Here is a 15,175-nt window from a genome sequence, read left to right on the forward strand (position 1 = left end):
CCCGGAATGGGTCATCGGCCCACGAGGGCCAGGGATTTCTGCGTCGCGCGTGATCTCGCTCAGCGCTTCGGCATCTCGAACACGAAGCAGGTCGTGGTGGCATGCGCGTAGAGCGTGCCGTCGGGGCCGACCAGCCGCGCTTCGGCCGTGGCAAGCTGGCGGCCGCAGTGAATGACCTTGCCCTCGGCTCGCACGCGGGTGACCCTCGGCGTCAGGCCTCTCACATAGTTCACGCTCAGTTCTACGGTGGTGTAGCCGCGGCCGGGCGGCATCATGGTGTGTACCGAGCAGCCCAGCGCCGAGTCGAGCATGGTCGCGACCCAGCCGCCGTGGATGGTGCCGAGCGGGTTCAGATGCTGCGGCAGCGGCTGGCCCTGGAAGATTGCGACGCCCGGGCTGACTTCGATGATCGTGAAATCGAGCGTCTTGGCGATCGCCGCATAGGGAATTTCGGCGGCCAGCATCATCTGCATCATTTCGAGCCCAGTCTTGCCTTCGAGCTGTTCGGGCCGCGCGAGGCCGGGGCCGGGGCCGGCGTCGAGACGGGCAGCGATTTCGCTTTCTTGCGCCAGCCAGCGTTCGAGCAGGGAGTTTTGTGTCACGGGAATGCCCTTTATGGTTGCATATGCAATGATTGTAGCTACAATCTTGTGCATGACAACACTCGCCACGCCGCAAGGCTGTACCAACCTGAGGCTGCGCCGGCTCAGCCGGCTGGTCTCGCGCCACTACGACGCCCATGTGGCGGCGAGCGGGCTCAAGACGACGCAGTATTCGCTGCTCTCGCATGTGCTGCACCTCGGGCCGCTGCGCCCGGTGGATCTGGCGCGCGCCATGAACGTCGAGGCGTCCACGCTCACGCGCAACCTCAAGCCCATGGTCGCAGCCGGGTGGCTCACGCAGGGCGAAGGGCCCGACGCCCGCAGCCGCCTCATCGCGGTCACCGACGCCGGTCGGGCGAAGCGCGCAGAGGCACAAGCCCACTGGCGCGATGCGCAACTGGGCCTCAACGATTTGCTGGGTGTCGAGCGGGTGCTGGCGCTGCACGCGCTGCTCGACGAAAGCCTCGAAGTCTTGCAACGCGCCGGCCTGGCGGAGGACCAAGGAGCAAGCCATGAGTGAATCCGGAGCCGCCAAGGCGGCTGGCGCGCCCGCCTACCGTGCGCTCTGGCTGGTTCTGCTCGGTGCCGCCGGCGCATTCGCGCTCACGATGGGTGTGCGGCAGACCATGGGCCTGTTTCTGTCGGCGCTGAACACATCGACCGCGCTCGGCGTCGGCAGCATCAGCCTGGCCTTTGCGTTCGGCCAGCTCTGGTGGGGGCTGACGCAGCCTTTTGCCGGTGCGGTGGCCGACCGCATCGGCACGGGCCGGGTGATCCTTCTCGGCGTGCTGCTGGTCGCCATCGGCACCGTGATCACGCCGTTCATGACCAGCACGGCTGGCCTGATCTTCGCGATCGGCGTGCTCGCCGCCGGCGGCGCCGGCATGGCCGGCCCCTCGGTGCTGATGGGGGCTACAACACGCCTGGTGCCACCGGAGAAGCGCGGCCTCGCGACCGGCATCGTGAACGCGGGTGGCTCCTTCGGCCAGTTCGCGATGGCGCCGATCGCCATCGGCCTCACCGCGGCCATCGGCTGGGTTGGCGCCATGCAGTGGCTCGGCGTGCTGGTGCTGCTGGCACTGCCGGCCGCGTTCCTGCTCAAGGGCAACTCCAACGCGATCGCGGCGCAGGCCGCCGCGGCATCGGGCAAGAAAGCGCTCACCGCACGCGAGGCCATCCGCCAGGCGCTGGCCACGCCGAGCTACCGCTACCTGAGCCTGGGCTTCCTGGTCTGCGGCTTCCACGTTGCGTTTCTTGCGACCCACCTGCCGAGCGTGGTCGCGGCCTGCGGGCTGCCGGCCGAAGTCGGCGGCTGGTCGCTCGCGATGATCGGGCTGTTCAACATCGTCGGCAGCCTTGCGATGGGCTGGGCCGTGGGCCGCTGGCGCATGAAGTCGCTGCTGTCGCTGCTCTACGCCACGCGGGGCGTCGCCGTGCTGATCTTCCTGCTGGCGCCCAAGACCACGGGCGTGATGCTGGTGTTCGCGGCGGTCATGGGCGTGACGTTTCTGTCGACCGTGCCGCCTACCGCGGGCCTGGTCGCCAAGATGTTCGGCACGGCCAACATGGCCATGCTGTTCGGCATCGTGATGCTGGCGCACCAGGTCGGCGGCTTTCTCGGCGCGTTTCTCGGCGGCTACATCTTCCAGGTGACCGGCAGCTACGACTGGGTCTGGTACATCGACATCATGCTGGCCGTCGGCGCCGCGCTGGTCAACCTGCCGATCCGCGAGGCGCTGTTGCCGTCGCGCACCGCGAAGGTGGGCGCATGAGCCGGGAACTGGATCCCCGCACGCAGCTTCTGCTGGAGGCGCCGATCGTGCCCACGCTGCTGCGTCTGGCCGCACCCAACGTGATCGTGATGGTGGCGCAGGCCGCGGTCGGGCTGATCGAAACCTACTTCGTCGGCAAGCTCGGTCTCGATGCGTTGGCCGGCATGGCGCTGGCGTTCCCGATCGTCATGCTGATGCAGATGACCTCGGCCGGCGCGATGGGCGGCGGCATCGCCTCGGCCATTGCGCGCGCGCTCGGTGCGGGCCGGCGTGCCGATGCCGATGCGCTAGTGCTGCATGCGATCGTGATCGCGCTTGGCTTCGGTGTCGTGTTCTCGCTCGCGCTGCTGTTCGGCGGGCGCTGGCTCTACACGCTGATGGGCGGCAGCGGGGCTGCGCTTGAGGCGGCACTGACGTACTCGCACTGGGTGTTCGCAGGCGCCATCCTCGTGTGGCTGTTCAACTCGCTGGCGGCCGTGATCCGCGGCACCGGCAACATGGCGGTGCCGGCCAATGTCACCGTCGTCGGCGTGCTCTTCCTGATCCCGGTGTCGCCGCTGCTGATCTTCGGCTGGGGGCCGATCCCGGGCATGGGCATCGCGGGCGGCGCGATCGCCCTGTTGCTGTACTACCTGCTCGGCACGCTCGCACTGCTGGCGTACCTGCGCTCCACCCGCAGCTTGCTCAAGCTGAAGTTCGGGGGCGTCGCGCTGCGCTGGCCGCTGTTCCGGAACATCCTGCGGATCGGGCTGGTCGGCTCGATCGCGACCGTGTCGACCAATCTGTCGATCGGCGTCGCGACCGCGCTGTCCGGGCATTTCGGTGCCGGCGCCATTGCCGGCTACGGCACGGCGTCGCGGCTCGAGTACCTGCTGGTGCCGCTGGTGTTCGGTCTCGGCGCACCGCTGGTCGCGATGGTCGGCACTTGCATCGGCGCAGGGCAACGCGAGCGCGCGCTGCGAGCCACCTGGGTCGGTGCGGCGATGGCTTTCACATTGACCGAAATCATCGGCGTCGCCGCCGCGCTGTTTCCGCGGCCGTGGCTCAGCCTGTTCGGCAGCGATCCGGCCATGCTCGAGACCGGCACGCGCTACCTGCAGGCGGTCGGCCCGTTTTACGGCTTTTTCGGGGTCGGCCTGGTGCTGTACTTCGCGTCGCAAGGGGCAGGGCGGCTGCTCTGGCCGGTGATCGGCAACCTGGCGCGCCTCGCGGTGGCGGCCATCGGCGGTTGGCTCGCGCTGCGCTGGGGCGGGCAACTGGGCCATGTGTTTGCGGCGCAGGGCGTGGCCATGGTGGTCTATGGCCTGGTCATCGCATCGGCCATCGCCGGCGGCGCCTGGTTCGGACGGGTCGGCTGGCCGCGCACGACGACCGGCTTGCTGCGCCGCTTGCAACCCGGCTGACGCGCCCGCTCAGTAGCGGTACGGATTGTTGGGACGACGGTCGTAGCGGTTCGGCACCCCGTCGCCGTCGCTGTCGCGGCGGTAGCCACCGCGGCGGTCGTCCCATCGGCGGTCGTGGCGGTCATGCCGGTAGTGGCGGTCATGCCGGTAGTGGTGCGGCGGCGGGGGCGGCGCATAGTAGTGGCGCTCCGGGGCCCGGTAGTGGTGGGGCGGGGCCGGCACCACATACACCTGGGCGTGAACCGAGGGCCCGAAGGGCTGCGCTTGCGCGTTGGTGCCAAGGGCGCCGAGCGAGAGCAGGGCGGCTGCGGCGATTGCGAAAGAGAGCTTTTTCATGGCAACTCCAGGTGGGTGAATGGAGCCTCCATCGTCACGGGCCCACGTGAAGCCTGTGTCAACGGCGAGCGAAGTGTCATGAAGAACTGTAAGCCGTCAGGCGCTGCTCAGCCAGCGGCGGGAAGCAATCGTCGCAAGGCGTCGAAGAAGAGGTCGGATTGCTCGCGTTCGCCCTGGATCTGCACCGCCACGCGGGCGGCCAGCGCGGCATCCACCGGAACCAGCGGCCGGCCGGTCGACTGGGCAATGACCTGGTGCAGGCAAGCCCGCTCCAGGTAGTAGAGATCGTCGTACGCATGGGCGATGGTGGCGCCCGCCACCACCACGCCATGGTTCGCGAGGAAGGCGATGTCCTTGCCGGCCATGGCGTTGGCGATGCGCTCGCCCTCGGCATCGTCGAGTGCAAGCCCGTTGTACGTGGCGTCGATGGCGATGCGGTTCATGTAGCGCATTGCGTTCTGGCTCAGCGTCGGATCCAGCGCCCGGTCGGCGGTGAGCGTGAGCGCGGTGGCGTAGGGCATGTGGCAATGCAGCACCACCGCATGGCCCGTAATGCGGTGAATGGCGCCGTGGATGAAGAGGGCGGTCGGCTCCACGCGATGCCGGCCTGCGAGCACGTTGCCGTGCACGTCGATCAGCACGATGTCGTTCGGGCCGATCTCGCTCCAGTGCAGGCCCCGCGGGTTGATCAGGTAGCGGTCTTGCGCGCCTGGCAACAGCACGCTGAAGTGGTTGCAAACGCCTTCCGAAAGGCCGTGATGCGCGGCCGCGCGCAGTGCCAGTGCAAGGTCTTCACGCAGGCGCCGAACGCGCGGGCTCGCGTACTCGGCATCGGGCGTGGCTGTGCTGCGCGGCGAGGTCATCTGTTCAAGCATTTCAGCCTCCAGCAATCGAACCGTGGTTGTAAGCGGCGATGAACGCCATGGCCGCTTCACGAACGGCCTGCGCACTCTTGCCGGGCTTGTAGAGCGCCGAACCAATGCCGAAGCCGGCGGCGCCGGCGGCCCGCCATTCGGCCATGTTGTGCGGGGCGATGCCGCCGACCGGCATCAACGGCGTGCCTTTCGGCAACACCGCGAGCAACGCCTTCACGACGGCAGGCGAAGCCAGTTCGGCCGGGAACAGCTTGAGGCCGGTGGCGCCGGCGGCCAGCGCGCCGAAGGCCTCGGTCGGCGTCATCACGCCGGGCAGGCTCACGAGGCCGAGGCGCGCCGCTTCGGCAATCACTTCGGCATTGAAATTCGGTGACACGATCAGTTGTCCACCGGCCGCCTCAACCTCGCGCACCTGCTGCACGCTCAGCACCGTGCCGGCGCCGACCAGCGCCTGCGGAAAGCGCGCACGCAGCAGCGCGATGCTCTCCAGCGGCTGCGGTGAATTGAGCGGCACCTCGAGCAGGCGAAAGCCGGGCTCGACGATCGCATCGCCGACGGCGTGCGCCTCGGCCGGCGTGAGGCCGCGCAGGATGGCGACCAGGGGGAGCTGCTGCATTGCAGCGTGAAAGGTGGAGATCGGTGTCATGGTGTGCGGGTGGTGGCCAGGGCATGCAGCCCGGCCCAGGTTGCTTCGGCGCCCAGTGTGCGCGTGGTGGCGCCGGCCGCGCCGAGCGCGAGTGCGTAGCGCCGGGTGAGGGCGGGGGCGCCAATCAGCACCACCTCGCTGGCGGCCTGCAGCGACTGGGTGCGGAGTTCCTCGCCGATCAGCAGGCCCGAAAGATAGCTTGCGAGCTCGGCCTTCGACATGCGGCCGAACAATGCCAGCGTGCGCGTGCCGAACGCGTTGTGCAGCAGGCCATGGCCGTTGTCGGCCTGCGCCACGCCGGTCAGGAAGGCAGCTTCGTCCAGCGGCGCGCTGGCGTCGATCGTGCGCGCAAGGATCGAGTGCTGGCTCAGCAGTGCGTAGAACTCACCCGTCATGAAGGTGCGAAAGCCGATGACGCGGCCGAACTGCGTGCGGGCCCATTTGTTGTGGGTGCCAGGCAGCACGAACAGTCCGTCGCGCCGGCCGGTCAGCGCCATCGCGCCGAGGATCTGCACCTCTTCGCCGCGCATCACGTCGGGCACGCCGTCGTGCTCGACGCAAAGGCCGGGCACGATTGCGATGCGGTGCTGCGAGCCAGGCTCGATGTCGATTATCTGGCTGGCCACTTCGTCAAGCCCGGCCGGGCAGACGCAATAGGGAGCTTCGACCCAGCCTTGCTGGCTGCCCGCCATGCCCGAGATCAGGCAGCGCGTGCCCGCAGGCCGCATCCACTCGGCGAAAAGCGATGCGAACACCTCGCCGAAACCGCCCGGCGCAACGCTCAGGATGCCGCGAGGATGGCTCTGCTCTTCGAGCACCTTGCCATCTGCGTCGAGCAGCGCGCCGCGCAGCGAGCTGGTGCCCCAATCCACTGCGACCAAACGCATCGGAAATTGTCTCCGCAGTTATCGTTTTCGGACGTCGGTCATCAGGGTTTGTCCTGCAGGGCCGACGAATTCAATCATCATATGATAGCCCGACGCGAACGCCCTGCGATCAGGGTTTTCGCCTGAATTCATCTGGAGACATCCCCATGCAAGACATCCCCCGGGCGCAGCGTCGCCTGGTACTCCAGGGACTCGGCGCCATGCTGTTGCCGTTGCCCTGCGCCGTTTTCGCCGAGCACCATGCGACCAAGCGCAGGCTGGCAAGCTTCAAGCAGCCCATGCAGAAAGTGAGAATCGAATCGTGAGCGACAAGGCCGAAGTCCTTGCTGTGGCGCCGCTGATGCCTTTCCTGATGGAATCGTTGCGTGCCGAGTACACCGTGCACGACCGCATCCACGTCAGCGACCCGGCGGCGTTCGCTGCGGTGGCGCCGCGCGTCCGTGCGGTCGTCGCCAACGGCGAAGCAAAGGTGCCGCGCGAGTTGATGGTCCAGCTGCCGGCACTCGAAATGATCTCGGTGTTCGGCGTCGGCTACGACGGCGTCGACGTGCCTGCAGCGCATGAGCGCGGCGTTCCCGTCACCAACACGCCCGAAGTGCTGAACGACGATGTGGCCGATCTCGCGCTGGGGCTGCTGCTCTCGATTGCACGGCGAATCCCGCAGGCCGATCGTTTCGTGCGTGCGGGCGAGTGGACGAACGGGCCGTTCGCGTTGTCGCGCAAGGTCACTGGCGCGCGCCTCGGCATCGTCGGCATGGGCCGCATCGGCCAGGCCATCGCCCACCGCGCGCTGGCCTTCCAGATGGACGTTTCGTACACCGCGCGTTCGCCCCGCACCAACGTGCCGTACACCTACTACCCCGATGCCGCGGCGCTGGCCGCAGCGGTCGATTTCCTGGTCGTCATAACGCCCGGCGGCGCCGCGACGCGGGGGATGATCGATGCCAAGGTTCTGCAGGCGCTGGGCCCACAGGGCTATCTCGTGAACGTGGCGCGCGGCAGCGTGGTCGACCAGCCCGCACTGGTGGCGGCGCTGCAGAACGGTGTGATCGCCGGCGCCGCACTCGATGTGTTCGTCGACGAACCCAACGTGCCGGCCGAACTGCGCAACATGCCCAACGTGGTGCTCACACCGCACGTCGGCAGCGGCACCCGGCAGACGCGCGAGGCCATGGCCATGCTGACCTTCAACAATCTGCGTGCGCACTTCGCCGGCCAGCCGCTGCTGACCCCGGTAGCTGCCTGAGCGCCCCATGATCAAGAACGCCCACGGCCACACCGTCGATCTGCTGGGCGGCGCCATCATTTCCGGCCGCTATGGCGAGGGCGCGATCATTCCGCCAGAGCCGATCCTGGGCGAAGAGCTCGGTGTCAGCCGCACCGTGGTGCGCGAGGCGATCAAGGCGCTGGCGGCCAAGGGGCTGATCGTCACCGGCCCCAAGGTCGGCAGCCGCGTGCTGCCACAGGACGTGTGGAACTGGTTCGATCCCGACGTGATTGCGTGGCAGGCGAAAGCAGGGCTCACGCCGGACTTTCTGCGCGATCTTCAGGACTTGCGTCGCGTGGTCGAGCCCGCTGCGGTGCGGCTCGCGGCCGAGCGCGCGAGTGCCGAGGACATCGCCGAAATCGAGGCTGCGTATGCCGGCATGAAGAACGCCATCGAGCATGGCGGCGACTACGTGACGAGCGACCTTCGCTTTCACCACGCGTTGCTGCGTGCGGCGCGCAATCGCATGCTGACGCAGATGAGCAAGGCGCTGAACGCGCTGCTGCGCACCAGCTTCGAACTTTCAACCGCCATCAAGGACGGCCCGGCGCGTTCGCTGCCGTTGCACCGCGCGGTGCTCGATGCCGTGGCCGCGCACAAGCCCGACAAGGCCGAGCGCGCCATCATCGTGCTGATCGACGGCGCGCGCGAAGACATCGAGGCCGTGCTCGGTTCCCGGCGGCGGCTGCCCCGGCTCAGCCGGCCGCCGCCGCGTATCGCCCGCCCTGCCTCGCCGCTCAAAACGGCTTGAAGCCCGCCCTAGCCAGTTCCCGGTTCCCACCAAGCCCCAAGAGGAGACAACCCATGAAAGTCAGATTGCTCATCGCCCCGACGCTGGTCGCGCTCGGTCTCGTCGCCGCCTTTCCTGCCGCGGCGCAGGAAAAGCTCACCGTCTGGTGGGGCAAGGGCTTCTACAAGGCCGAAGACGACGCTCTCTACGCCACCATCAAGAAGTTCGAGGCCAAGTACCCCAAGGTCAAGGTCGAGCTGTCGCTCTACGCACCGCAGGAAATGGTGCCGAAGTCGGTGGCCGCGCTCGACGCCGGAAACCCGCCCGACGTGGCCTATGGCGACGTGTACGACTTCCAGGTCACGGCCAAGTGGGCCTACGAAAACAAGCTGGAAGACGTGACCAGCATCCTCGATCCGATGCGCGCCAAGTTCGAGCCCGCGGCGCTGTCGACCACCTTCCTCTACAACGACGCCACCAAGAGCCGCGCCTACTACGCCTATCCGATCAAGCAGCAGACCATGCACATCCAGTACTGGAAGGACATGCTGGTCGAGGCGGGCTTCCAGGAGAGCGATATCCCGAAGGACTGGAAAGGCTACTGGAGCTTCTGGTGCGACAAGGTGCAACCAGCACATCGCCAGAAGAGCGGCGCCCGTACCTTCGGCATCGGGCAGCCGCTGGGCGTGGACTCGAGCGACGCGTTCTTCTCGTTCCTGACCTTCATGGACGCCTACAACGTCAAGCTGGTCAATGACGCGGGCAAGCTGCTGGTCGACGATCCGGCGGTGCGCCAGGGGCTCATCAACGCGTTGACCGACTACACCCAGATCTACTCCAAGGGTTGCGCGCCGCCGTCCGCCACCAACTGGAAGGACCCGGACAACAACGTCGCCTTCGCTAACAAGACCACCATCCTGACCCACAACGCCACGATCTCGATCGCTGCGACGCAACTCGACGCGTCGAACAATCAATCGCTGACCCAGGCGCAACGCGACACCGCCAAGTTGAACTACACCGAGAAGATCGCGACGGCAGGCTTCCCGAGCAAGCCTGACGGTTCCAAGATGGTGTACCGCGCGGCCGTCAAGACTGGCGTGATCTTCAAGGACGCCAAGAACAAGGCGGCCGCCAAGCAGTTCGTCGCCTTCCTGCTCGAAGACGCCAACCTTACGCCGTATGTCGAAGGCTCGCTCGGGCGCTGGTTCCCGGTGACCAAGGCGGCGCAGCAAAGCGCCTTCTGGAAGGCCGACCCACACCGCACGGCGGTCTACAACCAGTTCATGGCCGGCACCTCGCCCTTCGAATTTACCAAGAACTACAAGTTCACGGTGCTGAACAACGAGAACGTGTGGGCCAAGGCCGCCAACCGCATCCTCAACGAGAAGGTGCCGGTCGACAAGGCTGCCGACGAGATGATCGCGCGAATCAAGGCAGTGGCAGGCTGACACCTGCCCCCCGTTCCTCGCTCACTTTGTAGCTCGATTCCCCCTCGAGGGGGCAACACCAGCGGACCGGCTAAGCCGGTTCCGCGGTGTTTTTGAAACTAGCAACAATCTTCTTAGGGGCAATGTGCCATGAGTCAAGCCGCAGCAACCGCACTGCCGCGCGCCGGGATCGCGGCGCCCAAGTCGCTGTCCCGGTACGAGTTCTGGGGCCGGCTGTTCGTCGTGCCCTATCTGCTGGTGTTCGTGGTGTTCGTGCTGTATCCGGTGGGCTACGGCCTGTGGCTGGCACGGCATCCATCGAGCTACACCAAGCTGTTCGACGACCCGATCTTCTTTCGCAGTGCCGTCAACACCCTCGTGTTCCTGGTGGTGGCGATCAATCTCAAGATGATCGCTGCGCTGGTGCTGTCGGGCTTTTTCATCAAGACACGCTGGTGGATCAAGGCGCTGTCGGTGATCTTTATCCTGCCCTGGGCCGTGCCGTCGATTCCGACCATCCTGTCGGTGCGCTTCATGCTCAACCCGGAGTGGGGTGTCATCAATTCACTGATCTTCCGCATGACGGGTATGGATGGGCCGAACTGGCTCAACGATCCGACGCTGGCGCTGTCGCTGTCGATGGTGATGCACATCTGGAAGTCGCTGCCATTCTGGACGCTGATCCTGGTTGCCGGGCGGTTGGCGATCCCCGCCGAGCAGTACGAAGCCGCATCGGTCGATGGCGCCAGCAACTGGCAGAAGTTCCGCTTCATCACCTGGCCCGCGATGCGCACGCTCTATGTCACGTCGCTGATCCTGTCCATGATCTGGACGCTGGGCGACTTCAACAGCGTCTACCTGCTCACCGGCGGCGGGCCGGCCGACCTGACGCATGTGCTGGCAACGCTCGGCATCCGCTATCTGCGACTGGATCAGATGGACGTGGCGATGGCCTCGATCGTGGTGGCGTTGCCGATGGTGCTGCCCCTTGTGTATTTCATGATGAAGAGGTTGTCAAAATGAGCAAAGGGTGGACACTCAAGAAAGTCAGCACCGAAGCCAAGCTACTGCTGATCGGCATCCCGGTGTTCCTGTGGACCATCATCCCGGTCTATCACATGTTCCTATTCGCGATATCGGAGCGCGAGACGGCCACCTCTGGCCGGCTGTGGCCTAAGAATCCGACGCTGCAGAACTTCGAGACGGTGTTCTTCCAGAAGCACTTCTATCTTTCGCATTTCTGGCAGCAACTAGGCAACTCGCTGTTCATCGCCATCGCGGTGGGCCTGATCACGCTGCTGGTCGCCACCACGGCCGCCTTTGCGATCAGCCGGCTGCGGGTGCGCGGTGGCCGCACGGTGCTCAACTTGGCCCTGTTCACGTACTTCATCCCGGCTGCGTTTCTGGCGGTGCCGATGTACAAGACGATGGCCAACTACGGCCTGCTCAACAACCAGTGGTCGCTGATCCTGGCGATGGTCACCATCGCCTCGCCGTACTGCATCTGGGTGCTCAAGCAGGCCTCCGACAAGTTGCCCTACGAGCTGGACGAGGCGGCGCGCATGGACGGCGCCTCGCCGCTGCAACTGTTCCGGTTGGTGTACCTGCCGCTGATGGTGCCATCGATGGTGGCGGTGGGCACCTACGCGCTGCTGCTGGCCTGGAACGAGTACCTCTACGCGTTCCTGCTGCTGTCCAACGAAACCGACATCACGCTCGGCGTGGCGCTGGGCAACTTTCTGGCGGCCGACGATTCGCCCTGGGAGCTGTTGATGGCCACCGGCTTCGTCTACGCGCTGCCGCCGGCCGCGATTTACTACGCATTCAAGCGCTACATGGTCGGCGGGCTCACCGCCGGCGCAGTCAAGAGCTAAGGGGATCAAGAAAATGGCATCCGTATCGTTCAAGAACATCAAGAAATCCTACGGCAAGGTCGACATCCTGCACGGGCTGGGCTTCGACATCGCCGATGGCGAATTCGTGGTGCTGGTCGGGCCTTCGGGTTGCGGCAAGTCGACGCTGCTGCGCATGCTGGCGGGCCTGGAAGAAATCACCGGCGGCGAAATCCTGATCGACGATCGGGTCGTCAACGACCTGGAGAGCAAGGACCGCGACATCGCGATGGTGTTCCAGAGCTACGCCCTCTATCCGCACATGACGGTGGGCGAGAACATGGCGTTCAGCCTGCGCCTGCGCGACGCCGACAAGGGCGTGACGGCAGAGCGCGTGGACAAGGCCGCCAAGATCCTCAACCTTGACAAGCTGCTGGCGCGCTACCCGCGCGAACTCTCAGGCGGCCAGCGCCAGCGCGTGGCCATGGGCCGCGCGATCGTGCGCGACCCGAAGGTGTTCCTGTTCGACGAACCCTTGTCCAATCTCGATGCCAAGCTGCGCGTGGCGATGCGCGCCGAGATCAAGGCGCTGCACCAGCGCCTGAAGACCACCACGGTGTACGTGACGCACGACCAGATCGAGGCCATGACCATGGCCGATCGCATCGTGGTGATGCACGACGGCATCATCGAGCAGATCGGCACGCCGCTCGAACTGTTCGACCGCCCCGGCAATCTGTTCGTCGCTCAGTTCATCGGCTCGCCGTCGATGAACGTGCTGGCCGGCACCGCGCGGCGGGCCGATGGCCAGCAATGGGTCGAGGCACAGGGCGCGCGCTGGCCGTTGCCATCTGACGCAAAGATTGTCGATGGCCAGGCCGTTCACTACGGTGTGCGGCCCACCGACCTGCTGTTGTCGGCCACCGGGCAGGGCATTCCGGCCCAGGTGGTGGTGGTGGAGCCGACCGGCGCCGAGACCGAACTGCTGCTGCAGGTGGGCGAGGAAAAACTGGTTCTGGTGATGCATGGCCGTGCCGACGTCGGGCCCGACGACACGGTGCACCTCACGCTCGATCCGGCCAAGGCCCACGTGTTCGACGGTGCCAGCACCGAGCGCCTGGTCTAGGGGGTGGGCATGACGTCGTTCACCCAGGTCGTCCTGTTCACCGACGCCGACGGAAAGGCGCGCTTCCGGGAGACTGCCATCGCGCTGCCCGAGGGCACGCCGGCCGCGCAGCTGTCGAAACTGTTCGCCTCGCCCGGCTGCCAGCTGCGGCACAGCCCGGTGGGCTTTCGCAGCGAGTTCCATTGCACCACCACGCCTCAGTGGGTTGTCATCCTGCAGGGGCAAATGGAGATCGGCCTGCAGGACGGCAGCTCGCGCGTGTTCAAGCCGGGCGATCATTTCTATTCGGACGACACCTTGCCCGCAGGCGCCAGTTTCGACGCCGCGGTGCATGGCCACTGGAGCCGGCAAATCGGCGACGCGCCGCTGGTGACCATGTTCGTGCGGGGCTGACCGCGCCAGAATCCGACTCGCCAACGATTGAAGGAAATTTTGTCTTGAACCCCGTCCTTGAAAGCTTCAACCTCAGCGGGCGCACGGCGCTCATCACCGGCTCCAGCGCCGGCATCGGATTCGCACTCGCGCGCGGGCTGGCCCAGGCCGGCGCGCGCGTGATCCTGAACGCGCGCAACGCCACCAAGCTCGAAGCCGCTGCCGAGGTGTTGCGCGCCGAAGGCCTGCAGGTGCTCACCGCAGCGTTCGATGTCACCTCCGGCGAGGCCGTGACTGCCGCCGTGGCCCGCATCGAGGCCGAGGTCGGCGCCATCGACATCCTGGTCAACAACGCCGGCATGCAGCGCCGCGCGCCGCTCGATCAGTTCGCCGAGGCCGACTGGCACGAACTCATGAAGACCAACGTCGACAGCGTGTTCCTGGTCGGCCAGGCTGTGGCGCGCCACATGATCCCGCGCAAGCAGGGCAAGATTGTCAACATCTGCTCGGTTCAAAGCGAACTGGGCCGCCCCGGCATCGCGCCCTACACCGCCAGCAAGGGGGCAGTGAAGATGCTCACCAAGGGCATGGCGATCGACTGGGGCCAGCACGGCATCCAGGTCAACGGCCTGGGCCCGGGCTACTTCAAGACCGAACTCACCCAGACCCTGGTCGACAACGCCGAGTTCACGGCCTGGCTCGTCGGGCGCACGCCCTCGCGGCGCTGGGGCGATGTGCAGGACCTGGTCGGCGCGGCCGTGTTCCTGGCCAGCAACGCATCCAACTTCGTCAACGGCCACATCCTCTACGTGGATGGCGGCGTGACCGCAACCCTCTGAGATAGAGAGAGACACTCCCCATGGAAGCCCTCGTCATCCATGCCCCTGGCGACCTGCGCGTCGAAGAGGTGGCAACGCCCCCGCTCGGGCCCGACCAACTGCAGGTGCGCGTGCGCTGCGGCGGCATCTGCGGCTCCGACCTGCACTACTACCAGCACGGCGGCTTCGGCACCATCCGCATCAAGGAACCGATGGTGCTGGGCCACGAGGTGGCGGGCGTGATCGAAGCGGTTGGCGCCAACGTGAGCGGCTTTGCGGCCGGCGAGCGTGTGGCGATCAGCCCGAGTCGGCCCTGTGGCCTGTGCAAGTTCTGCCAGCAGGGCCTGCAGAACCACTGCCTGGACATGCGCTACTACGGCAGTGCGATGCGCACGCCGCACGTGCAGGGGGCCTTCCGCCAGCAGATCGTGGTCGAGACGCACCAGGCGCACCGGCTGGCCGATTCGGTGAGCGACGGCGAGGGCTCGATGGCCGAGCCGCTGTCGGTGGCGCTGCACGCGGTGCGCCGGGCCGGCTCGCTGCTGGGCAAGCGCGTGCTGGTGACGGGCTGCGGGCCGATCGGGGCGCTGGCGATCATTGCGGCGCGGCGCGCCGGTGCCGCGCACATCGTGGCCACCGACGTCGGCGCCCACACGCTGGGCAAGGCGCTCAAGGTCGGCGCCGACGAGGTGGTCAACGTGGCCGAGACGCCCGAAGGGCTTGGCCGCTTCACCGCGGACAAGGGCAGCTTCGACGTGCTGTTCGAAGCCAGCGGCAATGCGCGTGCGCTGGTGGGCGCCTTCGATGCGCTGCGCCCGCGCGGCATCATCGTCCAGCTCGGCCTGGGCGGGGAGATGACGCTGCCGATCAACACCATCGTGGCCAAGGAGTTCGAGCTGCGCGGCGCGTTCCGCTTCCACGAGGAGTTCGCGGTCGCGGTCGAGTTGCTGAACAAGGGGCTGGTGGACGTGAAGCCACTGATCTCGGCCACGCTGTCGTACCGCGATTCGGCGCGCGCCTTCGCCCTGGCCGCCGACCGCTCGCAGGCCATGAAGGTGATCCTCAACTTCGACTGAATC

At 66.6% G+C, this 15,175-nt stretch carries 18 protein-coding genes; 13 read left to right on the forward strand and 5 right to left on the reverse strand.

Translation table 11 applies throughout. The features are described 5' to 3' along the window. Nucleotides 1-59: 59 nt before the first annotated feature. Entirely contained in the window at nucleotides 60-602 is a 543-nt protein-coding gene (locus tag ACSFA8_RS05110) for a PaaI family thioesterase (protein WP_435478399.1), read from the reverse strand. Nucleotides 603-654: 52 nt separating this feature from the next. On the opposite strand from ACSFA8_RS05110, the gene ACSFA8_RS05115 reads away from it, so the two are divergent. Genes ACSFA8_RS05115 through ACSFA8_RS05125 form a run of 3 tightly spaced genes read left to right on the forward strand, consistent with a single transcriptional unit; the run spans nucleotide 655 to nucleotide 3,777 of the window. Then, nucleotides 655-1,122 (forward strand): MarR family winged helix-turn-helix transcriptional regulator, encoded by a 468-nt coding sequence (locus ACSFA8_RS05115; RefSeq protein ID WP_435478400.1) that lies wholly within the window; start codon nucleotides 655-657, stop codon nucleotides 1,120-1,122. After that, the gene (locus ACSFA8_RS05120; RefSeq protein ID WP_435478401.1) at nucleotides 1,115-2,374 is read left to right on the forward strand and encodes an MFS transporter; all 1,260 of its coding nucleotides are present in this window, start codon (nucleotides 1,115-1,117) and stop codon (nucleotides 2,372-2,374) included. The genes ACSFA8_RS05115 and ACSFA8_RS05120 overlap by 8 nt, the downstream gene beginning before the upstream one ends. Beyond that, on the forward strand, nucleotides 2,371-3,777 hold the full coding sequence (locus ACSFA8_RS05125) for an MATE family efflux transporter (RefSeq protein WP_435478402.1): 1,407 nt from the start codon (nucleotides 2,371-2,373) through the stop codon (nucleotides 3,775-3,777). The genes ACSFA8_RS05120 and ACSFA8_RS05125 overlap by 4 nt, the downstream gene beginning before the upstream one ends. Nucleotides 3,778-3,786: 9 nt before the next feature. Here the strand turns inward: ACSFA8_RS05125 and ACSFA8_RS05130 are convergent, their stop codons facing one another. From ACSFA8_RS05130 to ACSFA8_RS05145, 4 genes are all read right to left on the reverse strand, one after another. Beyond that, on the reverse strand, nucleotides 3,787-4,113 hold the full coding sequence (locus ACSFA8_RS05130) for a hypothetical protein (protein ID WP_435478403.1): 327 nt from the start codon (nucleotides 4,111-4,113) through the stop codon (nucleotides 3,787-3,789). A 107-nt stretch (nucleotides 4,114-4,220) separates the two neighbouring features. Then, nucleotides 4,221-4,976: an aldolase gene (locus ACSFA8_RS05135; protein ID WP_435478466.1), complete on the reverse strand. Its 756-nt coding sequence runs from the start codon at nucleotides 4,974-4,976 to the stop codon at nucleotides 4,221-4,223. A gap of 13 nt (nucleotides 4,977-4,989) precedes the next feature. Further along, nucleotides 4,990-5,634 (reverse strand): 2-dehydro-3-deoxy-6-phosphogalactonate aldolase, encoded by a 645-nt coding sequence (locus tag ACSFA8_RS05140; RefSeq protein WP_435478404.1) that lies wholly within the window; start codon nucleotides 5,632-5,634, stop codon nucleotides 4,990-4,992. Next, nucleotides 5,631-6,521 (reverse strand): 2-dehydro-3-deoxygalactonokinase, encoded by an 891-nt coding sequence (locus ACSFA8_RS05145; protein WP_435478405.1) that lies wholly within the window; start codon nucleotides 6,519-6,521, stop codon nucleotides 5,631-5,633. Before ACSFA8_RS05145 ends, ACSFA8_RS05140 begins: the two co-directional genes overlap by 4 nt. 146 nt (nucleotides 6,522-6,667) lie before the next feature. Between ACSFA8_RS05145 and ACSFA8_RS05150 the strand changes: the two genes are divergently transcribed. The 10 genes from ACSFA8_RS05150 to ACSFA8_RS05195 all read left to right on the forward strand — a co-directional run bounded on the left by ACSFA8_RS05150 (nucleotide 6,668) and on the right by ACSFA8_RS05195 (nucleotide 15,172). After that, nucleotides 6,668-6,826, forward strand: a complete 159-nt coding sequence (locus ACSFA8_RS05150; protein ID WP_435478406.1) for a hypothetical protein — start codon at nucleotides 6,668-6,670, stop codon at nucleotides 6,824-6,826. Nucleotides 6,827-6,861: 35 nt separating this feature from the next. After that, nucleotides 6,862-7,767, forward strand: a complete 906-nt coding sequence (locus ACSFA8_RS05155; RefSeq protein WP_435478467.1) for a 2-hydroxyacid dehydrogenase — start codon at nucleotides 6,862-6,864, stop codon at nucleotides 7,765-7,767. Nucleotides 7,768-7,774: 7 nt separating this feature from the next. After that, nucleotides 7,775-8,539 carry a FadR/GntR family transcriptional regulator gene (locus ACSFA8_RS05160; protein WP_435478407.1) on the forward strand — a complete coding sequence of 255 codons (765 nt, stop codon included), beginning with the start codon at nucleotides 7,775-7,777 and terminating at the stop codon, nucleotides 8,537-8,539. Between the two features lie 53 nt (nucleotides 8,540-8,592). Beyond that, nucleotides 8,593-9,969, forward strand: a complete 1,377-nt coding sequence (locus ACSFA8_RS05165; RefSeq protein WP_435478408.1) for an ABC transporter substrate-binding protein — start codon at nucleotides 8,593-8,595, stop codon at nucleotides 9,967-9,969. A gap of 129 nt (nucleotides 9,970-10,098) precedes the next feature. Then, the gene (locus tag ACSFA8_RS05170) at nucleotides 10,099-10,971 is read left to right on the forward strand and encodes a carbohydrate ABC transporter permease (RefSeq protein ID WP_435478409.1); all 873 of its coding nucleotides are present in this window, start codon (nucleotides 10,099-10,101) and stop codon (nucleotides 10,969-10,971) included. Further along, nucleotides 10,968-11,822 carry a carbohydrate ABC transporter permease gene (locus tag ACSFA8_RS05175; protein ID WP_435478410.1) on the forward strand — a complete coding sequence of 285 codons (855 nt, stop codon included), beginning with the start codon at nucleotides 10,968-10,970 and terminating at the stop codon, nucleotides 11,820-11,822. The genes ACSFA8_RS05170 and ACSFA8_RS05175 overlap by 4 nt, the downstream gene beginning before the upstream one ends. 13 nt (nucleotides 11,823-11,835) lie before the next feature. Next, entirely contained in the window at nucleotides 11,836-12,906 is a 1,071-nt protein-coding gene (locus tag ACSFA8_RS05180; RefSeq protein ID WP_435478411.1) for an ABC transporter ATP-binding protein, read from the forward strand. A gap of 9 nt (nucleotides 12,907-12,915) precedes the next feature. Next, nucleotides 12,916-13,299: a cupin domain-containing protein gene (locus tag ACSFA8_RS05185; RefSeq protein WP_435478412.1), complete on the forward strand. Its 384-nt coding sequence runs from the start codon at nucleotides 12,916-12,918 to the stop codon at nucleotides 13,297-13,299. Between the two features lie 44 nt (nucleotides 13,300-13,343). Beyond that, entirely contained in the window at nucleotides 13,344-14,117 is a 774-nt protein-coding gene (locus tag ACSFA8_RS05190; RefSeq protein WP_435478413.1) for an SDR family NAD(P)-dependent oxidoreductase, read from the forward strand. A gap of 20 nt (nucleotides 14,118-14,137) precedes the next feature. Beyond that, a complete protein-coding gene (locus ACSFA8_RS05195; protein WP_435478414.1) occupies nucleotides 14,138-15,172 on the forward strand; it encodes an L-idonate 5-dehydrogenase in 1,035 nt (344 codons plus the stop codon). Nucleotides 15,173-15,175: the final 3 nt, after the last annotated feature.

Origin of the sequence: Variovorax nitratireducens (assembly GCF_051216545.1) — a bacterium.
Lineage (GTDB): Bacteria > Pseudomonadota > Gammaproteobacteria > Burkholderiales > Burkholderiaceae_C > Variovorax.